This window comes from Lutaonella thermophila, from assembly GCF_055387725.1.
Window position 1 is genome coordinate 2,092,806 of record NZ_AP043783.1, and the last position, 10,672, is coordinate 2,103,477.

Annotated in this window: 22 protein-coding genes; 4 read left to right on the forward strand and 18 right to left on the reverse strand. The window is 33.2% G+C overall.

Annotation, left to right across the window (positions count from 1 at the left end):
* Positions 1-214: 214 nt before the first annotated feature.
* From ACZ5CF_RS09885 to ACZ5CF_RS09970, 18 genes are all read right to left on the reverse strand, one after another.
* Positions 215-601, reverse strand: a complete 387-nt coding sequence (locus tag ACZ5CF_RS09885; protein WP_464579186.1) for a protein-export chaperone SecB — start codon at positions 599-601, stop codon at positions 215-217.
* A gap of 3 nt (positions 602-604) precedes the next feature.
* Positions 605-829, reverse strand: coding sequence for a hypothetical protein (locus tag ACZ5CF_RS09890; RefSeq protein WP_464579188.1), 225 nt, complete (start codon positions 827-829; stop codon positions 605-607).
* The gene (locus ACZ5CF_RS09895; RefSeq protein WP_464579189.1) at positions 826-1,413 is read right to left on the reverse strand and encodes a hypothetical protein; all 588 of its coding nucleotides are present in this window, start codon (positions 1,411-1,413) and stop codon (positions 826-828) included. Before ACZ5CF_RS09895 ends, ACZ5CF_RS09890 begins: the two co-directional genes overlap by 4 nt.
* A 24-nt stretch (positions 1,414-1,437) precedes the next feature.
* Positions 1,438-1,611, reverse strand: a complete 174-nt coding sequence (locus ACZ5CF_RS09900; RefSeq protein ID WP_464579190.1) for a hypothetical protein — start codon at positions 1,609-1,611, stop codon at positions 1,438-1,440.
* Positions 1,608-2,420: a hypothetical protein gene (locus ACZ5CF_RS09905; RefSeq protein ID WP_464579191.1), complete on the reverse strand. Its 813-nt coding sequence runs from the start codon at positions 2,418-2,420 to the stop codon at positions 1,608-1,610. The genes ACZ5CF_RS09900 and ACZ5CF_RS09905 overlap by 4 nt, the downstream gene beginning before the upstream one ends.
* Positions 2,417-3,208, reverse strand: a complete 792-nt coding sequence (locus ACZ5CF_RS09910; protein ID WP_464579192.1) for a hypothetical protein — start codon at positions 3,206-3,208, stop codon at positions 2,417-2,419. Before ACZ5CF_RS09910 ends, ACZ5CF_RS09905 begins: the two co-directional genes overlap by 4 nt.
* Before the next feature lie 8 nt (positions 3,209-3,216).
* Positions 3,217-3,399: a hypothetical protein gene (locus ACZ5CF_RS09915; RefSeq protein WP_464579193.1), complete on the reverse strand. Its 183-nt coding sequence runs from the start codon at positions 3,397-3,399 to the stop codon at positions 3,217-3,219.
* The gene (locus ACZ5CF_RS09920) at positions 3,396-3,656 is read right to left on the reverse strand and encodes a hypothetical protein (protein ID WP_464579194.1); all 261 of its coding nucleotides are present in this window, start codon (positions 3,654-3,656) and stop codon (positions 3,396-3,398) included. Before ACZ5CF_RS09920 ends, ACZ5CF_RS09915 begins: the two co-directional genes overlap by 4 nt.
* Positions 3,657-3,671: 15 nt before the next feature.
* On the reverse strand, positions 3,672-4,118 hold the full coding sequence (locus tag ACZ5CF_RS09925; RefSeq protein WP_464579195.1) for a hypothetical protein: 447 nt from the start codon (positions 4,116-4,118) through the stop codon (positions 3,672-3,674).
* Positions 4,119-4,139: 21 nt separating this feature from the next.
* Positions 4,140-4,433, reverse strand: a complete 294-nt coding sequence (locus tag ACZ5CF_RS09930) for a hypothetical protein (protein ID WP_464579196.1) — start codon at positions 4,431-4,433, stop codon at positions 4,140-4,142.
* Complete coding sequence (locus ACZ5CF_RS09935) at positions 4,430-4,993, reverse strand: 3'-5' exonuclease (protein ID WP_464579197.1); 564 nt, start codon at positions 4,991-4,993, stop codon at positions 4,430-4,432. The genes ACZ5CF_RS09930 and ACZ5CF_RS09935 overlap by 4 nt, the downstream gene beginning before the upstream one ends.
* 1 nt (position 4,994) lies before the next feature.
* Entirely contained in the window at positions 4,995-6,206 is a 1,212-nt protein-coding gene (locus ACZ5CF_RS09940) for a PD-(D/E)XK nuclease-like domain-containing protein (RefSeq protein ID WP_464579199.1), read from the reverse strand.
* A gap of 2 nt (positions 6,207-6,208) precedes the next feature.
* Entirely contained in the window at positions 6,209-6,625 is a 417-nt protein-coding gene (locus ACZ5CF_RS09945) for a hypothetical protein (RefSeq protein WP_464579200.1), read from the reverse strand.
* A gap of 56 nt (positions 6,626-6,681) precedes the next feature.
* Positions 6,682-6,825 carry a hypothetical protein gene (locus ACZ5CF_RS09950; RefSeq protein ID WP_464579201.1) on the reverse strand — a complete coding sequence of 48 codons (144 nt, stop codon included), beginning with the start codon at positions 6,823-6,825 and terminating at the stop codon, positions 6,682-6,684.
* Between the two features lie 253 nt (positions 6,826-7,078).
* Positions 7,079-7,276 carry a hypothetical protein gene (locus tag ACZ5CF_RS09955; protein WP_464579202.1) on the reverse strand — a complete coding sequence of 66 codons (198 nt, stop codon included), beginning with the start codon at positions 7,274-7,276 and terminating at the stop codon, positions 7,079-7,081.
* A gap of 9 nt (positions 7,277-7,285) precedes the next feature.
* Complete coding sequence (locus tag ACZ5CF_RS09960) at positions 7,286-7,543, reverse strand: hypothetical protein (RefSeq protein WP_464579203.1); 258 nt, start codon at positions 7,541-7,543, stop codon at positions 7,286-7,288.
* A gap of 11 nt (positions 7,544-7,554) precedes the next feature.
* Positions 7,555-7,716, reverse strand: a complete 162-nt coding sequence (locus tag ACZ5CF_RS09965) for a hypothetical protein (protein WP_464579205.1) — start codon at positions 7,714-7,716, stop codon at positions 7,555-7,557.
* Positions 7,716-8,045, reverse strand: coding sequence for a hypothetical protein (locus ACZ5CF_RS09970; protein ID WP_464579206.1), 330 nt, complete (start codon positions 8,043-8,045; stop codon positions 7,716-7,718). Before ACZ5CF_RS09970 ends, ACZ5CF_RS09965 begins: the two co-directional genes overlap by 1 nt.
* An 89-nt stretch (positions 8,046-8,134) precedes the next feature.
* On the opposite strand from ACZ5CF_RS09970, the gene ACZ5CF_RS09975 reads away from it, so the two are divergent.
* The 4 genes from ACZ5CF_RS09975 to msrA all read left to right on the forward strand — a co-directional run bounded on the left by ACZ5CF_RS09975 (position 8,135) and on the right by msrA (position 10,671).
* Positions 8,135-8,824: an XRE family transcriptional regulator gene (locus tag ACZ5CF_RS09975; RefSeq protein WP_464579207.1), complete on the forward strand. Its 690-nt coding sequence runs from the start codon at positions 8,135-8,137 to the stop codon at positions 8,822-8,824.
* Positions 8,825-8,853: 29 nt separating this feature from the next.
* A complete protein-coding gene (locus ACZ5CF_RS09980) occupies positions 8,854-9,375 on the forward strand; it encodes a hypothetical protein (protein WP_464579208.1) in 522 nt (173 codons plus the stop codon).
* Between the two features lie 305 nt (positions 9,376-9,680).
* On the forward strand, positions 9,681-10,139 hold the full coding sequence (msrB, locus tag ACZ5CF_RS09985) for a peptide-methionine (R)-S-oxide reductase MsrB (RefSeq protein ID WP_464579210.1): 459 nt from the start codon (positions 9,681-9,683) through the stop codon (positions 10,137-10,139).
* Positions 10,132-10,671, forward strand: coding sequence for a peptide-methionine (S)-S-oxide reductase MsrA (gene msrA / locus ACZ5CF_RS09990; protein ID WP_464579211.1), 540 nt, complete (start codon positions 10,132-10,134; stop codon positions 10,669-10,671). Before msrB ends, msrA begins: the two co-directional genes overlap by 8 nt.
* The last annotated feature ends 1 nt before the right edge of the window (position 10,672 follow it).

The window sequence follows — 10,672 nt, forward strand, 5'->3', positions numbered from 1 at the left end:
ATAATAAAGTTATTACGCATCAGAAGTTAAAACTGAAATTCCTATGAATATAGGCTTGGTAATAAAATCCTCAGAAATTTTAGAATTTGATATAATTTTTACTGAAATGCTTAAGTCAAAATAAAACTTAATCAAATTCTGAATATTTAACCTTTGATTTTACTAATAAGAAAAATTAGAATTATTTAAAATAGCTGTATTTTAAGTAAAAAAATTAACCGTCTGTTTCTTGCTCTTTAGCCAAATTAACAAAGTTTATTGAAGGTAGTATAACAGGCTTGAATCCAGACTGTAGAGTTAAGTTTGAAATAAAAGCTCTTAAATATGGAAATGCAATTGCAGGAGCATTAACTTTTGGAAAATCTGACAATTTAAATTCTTCTGTAATTTGACCATCAACACTAAACATAAAAGTGGCTTTTAAATTTAAATCAAAGCTACTATCCTTAATGTTAATAATAAAGCCAACACCAAAACTATCGGGAGCTTCTTCAGGGAAAAAATGACCAAGATTTAAATCAAAAGAATTTTTTTGTCGTTCTTCATCAACTATTGAAAAACTTAATTCTTCTATATTCCAATTATCTAATTTAATTCTCATATTTTAAGCTGCAAATGGCATTGATGTGTATAAATCAACGTCTAAACTATCGTCAAATATAGAACAATAAAATTTCTGTCCAAGAACATCAAATGATTGGTTATTTAAATCAATGTCATTATCGATTTTAAAACCGTATTTTTTCACTGCAATATCAAACAATTCTTGGGCATCAATATTTTCAAAATATTTATCTATCCTATCTTTTAATTCTTTACTCAACTTCATTTTATATATCCTATTTTAACAACCATAGTTTCTTTTAAGTTCTTATTTGGATCAAAAACTGTACATATTGTACAATTAGCTGTTCTCAAATTAATCCGCTTAATTCTTTCTTCTGCAAATTTAATGTAAAAATTTCCTTTAACAACATCTATAGTTAAAATACTTTCGCCTCTTGCTAAGTTAATTAACATCCCGTCTAAATATTGTAACCTTTTATTTAGAGTGCTAATTTTCTTTTCAAAAAGATTATATAAATAGTTAAGAACTTCAACCCCTTCTTCTTTCGTCAAATCTAAAAAATTTTCTTCAAGAACTTCTATTTTTGATTTTAAAACACAATATTCTTTATATGTATATTTTCTTTCTTTTTTATCCCAAGATTTTGCAATAGCCCATTTTTTTGCCTGTTCATTAGGATTCGAGCTTAATCCCTCAACAAAAAAATATACACCATCTCCTAACCATTCATCATCACCAATTGATTTTTCATAATTTGAATTTATTATAAGTTCAGCTGACCCTACACTAGTTCCGTGGTAACCTTTAAGACTTATTAATGACATTAAAAATGGTATTTGAGACAAACATAAAAATTTAAAAAAGTATAGTCAACAATTTTTGTTTTTAAAACAAAACCCTTTCTGGTATGCCAGTATGCTCCACCCTTTTTGTTTGGCTTGTAAAATCATGCCTTTGTAGGCTCTGTAGGGCATTTCTTTTCGCATTACTACTTCAACTATTTCATTATCCGGCAGTAGATCGGTTGATTTTTTCTTGCTCATTTTCTAAAACTTTTGCCGGTGAAAACAATAATGTTAAACATTTCAAACAGCCTGTCGTAAATGTGATTGCCGTAACGGCTAAACTCTCTTAGCGCATCGTCTACATCGCCTTGGTGGTCTGTTTCCCTAAAGTTGCAAGTAATGTGCGTAAGCAATTTTTTATCGTAACGTTTTTCGAGTATGTCTCTAATAACTTCGGTTTTACCAAAATTAGATGCTTGCCTTTCTTTTTTAACATCATCTATGTATAATGCTTTGCATGTATATTTTTCAAAAAACAACGATTTATCTCCAGGCGTTTCTAATCCTTCCCATTCTGTAACGAGTTCGTGAGCGTTCACCATTCTGTACTTTATAGGCATATTATAATACTTATACATTTCGCCTAAGGCTCGCATAATTGTTGTTTTACCATTGCCAAACTTTCCTATAATTAGGAGTCCTTTTTTAAATGATGGTTGATTGTAGCTTTTTATCAAATTCTGACAATCAAAAAAGCTCTCATCTCTGGCAAAATATTTTATTACCGGCTCTATGTTTTTTATAGCATCTGTAGTTTGCTCAAAATTGTTTCCGGTTAATTGTTTGTAAAAAACCTTGAAGTTTTTCCATAACAGCTCTTTTGTGATAAGTACTTTTTTCTTTGGTTCTTCTCGTTTTACCGTCTTAGTAGTTTTGTATGAGTTTTTTTGCATTGCCTTCTCAAACTCTTCTACTTTTTTTTGCTCGTGAGGCTCTAATTGTTTAAATGACTTTAGCCAATTGTATTCTCTTTGGGTTATTACCCCTATTTTTTCTGCTTGTTTCATCGGTTAGATACAAAGGTTTCTGATTGTTCAACTGTATTTTCTCTTAAAGGAAAGAAGCCTTTCCAGCCATTGTCTATACTTTGCTGAATTATTTTAATGGCCAGCTTCTCATTGTCTCCGGAAAGATTTTTTAGCTCCGTAAGTTTTCTTTGCTCAGATTCAGTATTTAGAAAAGTAAACTTGTGTTGCTTTTTTCTAAACACCTTCCATAAATCCCATTGTGCTAAAAATGCTTTTGATGTAAACGGATATTTTAATTGTTTTTCCCCCTTACCCCCCTTTTCTTTATTATCATTTTCATTTACATTTTCAATTACAATTCCATTTACAGTATTTGCTTTGTTTTTTGCTTTAGCAAAATTATTAGCAAAGTTTTCGTTTAAAGTTTCTTTACTTTTTTTTGAAGATTGTGCAGCTTTACCACCAGAACGCCCTGATTTAGCACGTTTAAGTGAAATCTCGGCATCCTTTACCATACGCTTGCATACTAAATAGTCTCCATCTATAACTAATATCTTCTCATTTATTAGCTCATGTAATGGTTGTTCTATTTCAGCAAAATCAAAAGCACTTAGTTTAGCTATTTGTAAAGCAAAATTTTTGATTTGGTTAGTGTTTTGCTTAAACTTTTGCTTTAGCAAAATCTTTCCGTATTGGTCTTCTTTATGCATAATGCACATTATTGCAATCATGATTCCGTGCGCTGCAGGAGTGCATAGTTTTAGCTTGTTATTATTCATCCAATCATCCACATAAAGTGGTAGATAAGGTTGGTCTGTTAGTGCCATAATTACTATTAATCAATTTGTATTTTCTTTAGAAAGTGGTTTCTAAATTGTTTTTCTTCTTCTGGTTGTAAATCTGTGTCTGATATGATTATATCTTGCTTGATAACAACCTTCACTTCTACACCATTTTCCCGGATTACAAACCAAGCATTTGGCTGATGAAGTGAAGGCACTATGTAGAACTCCATCACAAAATCACAATATCTTTAAGTATTAGATTGTTAATTCTTCTGGTTTCTTTGGTTTCATTACAAAACTTCTCGCCAAGCTCTGTTTTATAAGACACCTTTACTAATTGCCCGGTATCTATTACCACAGTTTTAGAGAAGTATCTGGGCCTTACCTCAAAGCTAAAGGTGTTACCAAAGCCGTCTTGTACTACTATATCTATTTTGTTTTGTGAAAGCCTACGTTCTTTTTTTAAAACTTTACCAACTGTTGTTATCATTTTCTGATTTAGGGTTTAGTGTGTCTCTAAAATGTTTTCTAATTGCTTGATTTGTTTCTGAATTTTTTTGAGCTCTTTATCTACAAGTTGCCTTGTTAAGTTGCTTAATCCTAAGTGGTAATCGTTAAGCAGCTCATCTTTTTTTGTTATGAGCTCACCATACTTTTGGTTTATTAATGCAATGCGCTCAATTTGGTTATTTATGGCTCTATACAGCGTGTTTTGTTTTCTGGTATAGTTGTTCTCTTTGCTGCCTACTTCTATTAGCAAACACTCGTCTTTTAGGTTTGTTATACGCCCTACTACTTCGTTTATAGGAATTAAATACTTGGTAGCAATATCCCAAGCCGTGCAAGGCTCGTTTTCTTTTATTAGTTGATAAATAAGTTGTTTTTTTTGTGGTATTTTTTCTATAACAGCTACAAAAGCATTGTCTCTGTTTTTTATTGATTCTGTTTTCATTTTCTTAGTGTTTATGGTTGGTTAAAAGGGTAAATCGTTAAAATCTTCTTCGGTAGCTTTTTGCAATCCTTTATCTGGCCAGATTCTGCCTCTACCTATAAAAATTCTTTTTACTTCTTGACCTTGTTTTTTTGCTTCAATTTCTTCTTTTGTAAGTGATATTGATACCGAAAAATCTTTATCGTACATGTCCGGTTCATCGTAATCGTACGTCTCTAAAAGCAGGTATAATTTTCCGTTTTCGTGCTTAAAAATTCTCTCTTTTGGTATGTCTGTTAAGCAAATGCTCATTGTTCTTTTACGTCCTTGTTTCATGGCTTTTTTATTAAATCGTATATTTTTTTAGTTATTACTATATCGTAAAATCCGTCGTGTGCTTTTTCTTCTTCTATTGCTATTCCCAATTGCTTTGCAACAGTCATTAGCTTAAAATTGGGCATGGTATGGCGTACCTCTTTTAAATACTCTCCGGCTAACACCATTACATCTATGTTGTTAGACCAGAAATAAGAGCCGAAGTAGTTATCGTTACATTGCTTGAAAAATGCTCTCATAAAAGCGTTGTCAAAATGAGCGTTGTATGCGCAGAAGAAGTACTTATCGTTTCGGTTAAACTTATCTACGTACTTATCTAAAATGCTTACCAACTTCTTATGCACTTCTGTTCTGTGCGGATAACTCATAACTTGCTCTAAGGTTAAGCCGCCTAATTGCAAAGCTTCTGGTTCTATTTTAGCTTTCTCGTGTGGGCGCACTTTAAAATCAAAGCTCTCTTTTAGCTTATTGTTTATGTAAACCCCACCGGATATTTGGTGTACCGAATGTTTCCAGAAATGCACTCCGGTGGTTTCTACATCTATAAATACCTGTTTCATATTAGTTGCTTAAGTCTACAGGTTGAAGTTCTTTTGCGTTCCACTCGGGCTGTTTCATATCTATTAACCCAAGGTTTCCCGATTCTGAAAAAGCATCGTATGTTGGATACTCTCCTGTTTGCTCGCATTGCAAAGCTGTTTGTAATGCCTGGCGGTATTTGTATTTACCAATTTCTATATCTTCTCCATCCCAAACTAATACCGCAACGCCGTAAGGTGCCACCGTTTGTAGCATTATCATAATAGTGGTATTAAAGTCTCTGCCGGTTACCTTACTTGCTACTTCTTGGTACATACCTTCTGTAAGCTCGTAGTTAAGCTTTGCTGTGTGGTAGTAGAAGTGTGATAAGCTTTCGCACGATGTGCTTTTAACAGAGATAACGGCATTCACACCTATGTTTTCTTCAAACTGTAAGGCATCCGGGCGAACTTTAATAGGCAATCCGGTAGCATCATCTTGAGTATAGAGTGAAATTTCTCTTTTAGAATGCTTTAGCAGCTTTGGTATTATACCGTTACCGTACGCCATATAATTGCGCTTAACTACATCTACAATTATTTTATCTGATTCGCTTATAGATTGTAGGCCAGAAAGCTCTTGCAACAAATCAAGGTATAATTTCTTATCGTTTCTTTTTGTTGTATCCGGTACTTGGGCATCTACAAAAGCTATTAGCTCTTTTGGTGATACCTCATTGTTATTTAGCTCGCATACTTGTAAGGCTAAAATTTGTTCTTTCCAGAATGCAATTAGCTTATCTAAATCATCATTAGCGTTACGATTTAACTTTGGCTCTACTACTACCCTACTAAACTTGGTAGGCTCGAGCATGCATTCGTGTAAAAAGCTGCCTAATTGAAAATGTTTTTTGTTTTGAAGTTTCTCTAACTCTCTTCTTGCTTCATCTTCTCTTTCAAAATACAAGTGCAATGGTGTTTTAAGCGCAGCTTTTAATTGTCCGCTTGAGTATCCGGAATTAGCCAAATACTTATCCATTTTATCTTGTACGGCAACACCATTTTTGTTTAGTGTTTTGGTGTAAATATGTTGAGTACCTTCTCTTTGCTTTATAAAATCAGCTATAAAAGATGCCGTTGGGTAATCGGTTAAAGGTCTTGTATAGTCTATACCTTTTGTAAAAAGTTCTTTTTCTGAAACCTCTGCCGAGTGTAAATTCGGCAGAGATTGTTTTAACATGTCTATGGCTTGCATAATTACAGAATTATAGGTTTAACACTCCATCTATCGCTTAGGTAGGTATTGGTTTTGTTTTTTTGTTTTCCGAGAAAAACAATCTTCACCGGTGTTTTGCCTAAAATCATTTCCCCACTTTCTACAGCGTTTTCAATGGTTGCTACTAATCTCTTAGAACCATTACGAATGGTGTTAAAACTTCCATCTTCTTCTTGCGATAGCATAATTATGCATGGCAGCTTAATAGTTTCTCCGGAGCGATCGTCTGTATAGTTTTCTTCTCTGATGTCTATTACAACACCTACTTTATACTCACCTTCAATTTCTGGTGTCCAGTAGGTAGAAGAAAGCTCTCTTGGAGATACTTTTGCTTTGTGTAAGTTTGGCAATTGGTCTAAGGTTGCCAGTCCGTTTACATTGTTTGTTGAATTTTCCATAATTTTGGATTTTAGAGTTAAACTTGAATTTTTTAGAGTTAAACTTGATTACGGCTCTATGTTGCGTTGGTCTGTGGCATAGAGCTTTTTTGTTCAGAAATGAATGTTCCTAACTCTTGTTGCTGGTTCAGGTACATTTCGTTAAATGTTTTGCCGTTACAGTACCATCTTCCGTTGAGTAAGTAGAATTCATTTTTCATGACTATATTTTTTTAGCAATTGTTTGTACTCTTTTTCTAATTGCACACCCTGCTTTATGGTTTTAATTAACAGGATTAAAAGGGCAATGTTCACCAAGCAAATAAGTAAGATTAAGGCGTTCATGGTTTTAATTATATTAATGTTAGTACTCCTTTTACTGCAAGTACAAGCACTACCATTAAGAGCACTATACCGCTTGAAATTGCAGCGTAGAGATAGCATTGTTTGAAAAAATCTTTGTCATTCATTTTCTTAGTGTTTTGGCGGATAAAAAACATGTGTTTTTAACCATTTCATTCTTTCGGCCTTTCGCTGTTGTTTTGGGGTCATCACTTTAGGTCTTTGTGTATTATTGATTGCCTTTAGCTCTTTCTCTAATTTTTTGAAGAGCCTGTACTGCTCTTCTTTAGAGAGAGATTTAACAATTGGGTATATTGTTTCGGCAATCATTACTACTGCTTAGCTTTTTTGAACCAAAGTGTTTTGTTGCATTACATCTTTAGCTATATCTGCAGAAGCTTGTTTAATGGCCTGATGAACCAACAAAAGAATTGACTCATCTTTTCTACCTTTTGTAATTATATCATCTAATGTTTGACGAGTGTAGCCTGTTATAACTGCTACCCTTGCCTTAGTGCCATAGGGTGCACTCTCCCAAGCTTTAACCACTCTTTCGTGGAGTTCTGCTGTTTCTCTTTTTTTCTTTGTTGAAAACATAGTGTCTCGTTTTATAAATCGATTATTAATTGGTTGGCTAATTCTGTTAGATTAAGTTCTTGAGCTGCTTGAATAAGACTCTTTGCCTTATCAAATGTCCATGGGGTATTTTCAAGAGCATAAAACTCTTTACTAATTAAACCGGCTATTATTTTGTTAGTTTCAGGACTCATTATGCTAATATTTTAGATTGCAACAGATTTTCAAGTTCAATTTTTTGAACATCAGTTAAGAGTATTTCTTCATCATTTTCATCATAAACATTTAATTTTATAGTTACTGCATCTGAAATTTCAGACTCTCTTATTATCTCCGAGATACCGTAATCATAAGAGCCTCCTACAACATTTTTAAACTCTGCAAACACTTGTAATTCTGCATAAATGAAGTAATTACACAACTCTTCTTCAATGGTTGTATACACCACTTCATCATCTAACTCTACTGGTATGTTTATCTCATTTAAAGCGTTCTTAATCGAATTAAAGGCTACAGTATCCATTTTTTTGTATATTTGGTTGTATTGCAATACAAACATAGTACAAAATATTGAACTATGCAATACCCGTTGTACAAAATTTTAAACTTTTTATGGATATACGCAAAATCAAAGAAATAGCTGATAAGCGTGGCGTATCTCTAAAGCAATTAGTAGAAGAGACTGGTATTAAACGAGGTACGTTGTTTAATTACTTAGGTGGCCATACACCAATTACGCTTGAGGCATTTTTTAAAATAGCTAAAGTGTTAGATGTTACTCCTGCAGAATTATTAGCAATAGTTCAAAATATTGAATTTGAAAAAGAAGCTGAGCCAGTAAATGTTGCTAATGCTAACGTTATGATGGTGCCTTTGGTTAACAAATACGCTTATGCCGGATACCTTAATGGTTTTGGAGATGAAGAATATATAGAAGAGCTCCCTAAACTTCCTTACTTAGCAGATAAAGAATACAAAGGAAATTATGTGTTTTTTGAAGTAAGGGGCGACTCTATGGATGATGGTAGTTACGAAAGCTATCTTGAGGGAGATTTAATATTATGTAGGGAGGTTAGGCAAGAATACTGGCACAGTAGTTTACACATACACAAATGGGATTTTGTAATTGTACATAAAGAAGAAGGTATTTTACTGAAAAGAATTATTAAACACGATGTTGAGAAAGGCATAATTGTGGCCCATTCACTTAACAATTATTATCCGGATTTAGAAATACACTTAAAAGATGTTTCTAAACTATTTAATGTGGTAGATGTTAGAAGGCAAAAAAGTAGAAGATAATTTATAACCCAAATAACTATTGCTTAACTATGAAGAAAACTTTTTCACTACTATTGGCTGTATTTTTATTTGCATGCAGCTCTGACTCTGATAATGAGAAAGAAATTTTAAGAGCAGAACAGTACGGTATTTACGTAAAATCTAAATCTAACGAGCCTTTAACTTTTTCCTATAAGTTTTATGATTATAACGGTGGTTCTGGTAAAGGAGAAATTTATTATCAAGGAGAAAAAACTATTAACGAACCTACTTTTATTTTAACCAATTTACCCTCTGACACTAATTTAGAAAATGCTGTTATTGAAATTACATTAGATGAAAAGGACCTTGATTCTTTTGCAGGATATTGGTTTTCTATACAAGGAGACTACTATTTGTTGAGTAATAATTTAGAAGAAATAAATACAGAAGCTCAAAATATTTTTGAGGTAAATAAAGTAAACTATGTGAGCAACCCAAATGGCACCGACTATTTTGAGGCTGTAGTTTATTTTGATAATAGATATAACAATTATGAATGGGTAGACAAGGATACTTGGAAACCTTATTAATTAACTTAGCATTTTTACTGGATTTGAACGGGTTAGAATAGTAAATAGAATAGAAAAGCGAATAGAATAGACCTGAAATCAGGTGTTTTTCAAATCGTAACTTATTGATTATCAACACTTACTTAGATAGTCGTAAAATTCATAACCCGGAGGTCACGAGTTCAAATCTCGTCCTCGCTACAAATTAAAGGCTTCACATTTTTGTGAAGCCTTTTTTATTATTTCTTTTATTTCACTTCGCTTTTTTGTACTATTAATGTAAACTTTTGGTACTTTTTTAGACCAACACTTGCAAAACATTTTTTATGCTTACCTGGAAAGATATTATACATTTTACCATAAACGGAAATCCGAAACCTGATACAAGAGTTCAAAAAACAACCGAAGAGTGGAAAGCTATTTTAACTACAGAGCAGTTTGCTGTTACACGCTTAAAAGGAACTGAAGCCCCTCATAGCGGAGCATTATGTGCATCTTTTGAGCCGGGAAAATACAGCTGTATTTGCTGCAACACGCCGTTGTTTGACGCTACCATTAAGTTTGATTCGGGTACAGGCTGGCCAAGTTTTACGCAACCCATTAAACCTAATGCCATTAAATACGTAAAAGACACTTCGTATGGTATGGTTAGGGTTGAAACGCTTTGTAATACTTGTGATGCACATTTAGGACATGTATTTCCTGATGGGCCACCACCCAGCGGATTACGTTATTGTATTAATTCGGTAGCACTTAACCACATAAAAGAATCTGAGAATGCATAGTAATTTAGAAATAGCCACTTTAGGCGGAGGGTGTTTTTGGTGTTTAGAAGCCGTTTTTCAGGAAGTTAAAGGTGTAGAGAATGTAGTCTCAGGGTACTCTGGAGGTGTAGCTCCCGGAAAACCAACTTACAGAGAGGTCTGTTCTGGACTTACAGGGCATGCAGAGGTTGTTCAAATACATTACAATCCAGAGGTTATATCGTATCAAGATATTTTATATATTTTTTTTACATCGCATGATCCTACAACACTAAATCGACAGGGAGCAGATGTAGGAACACAATACCGTTCTGTTATATTTTATCATAACGAAACGCAAAAGCAAATTGCGCAAGATGTTATGATTAAAATGCAAGCATATTATAGTGATAAAATTGTTACAGAATTAAGTCCGTATACTAAATTTTACGAAGCAGAATCGTATCATCAAAACTATTACAAAAACAACCCAAACCAAGGATATTGCTCTTTTGTTATTGCTCCTAAGCTTAGTAAACTTAGAGCTATGCATGCTAACAAATTAAAATCATAAT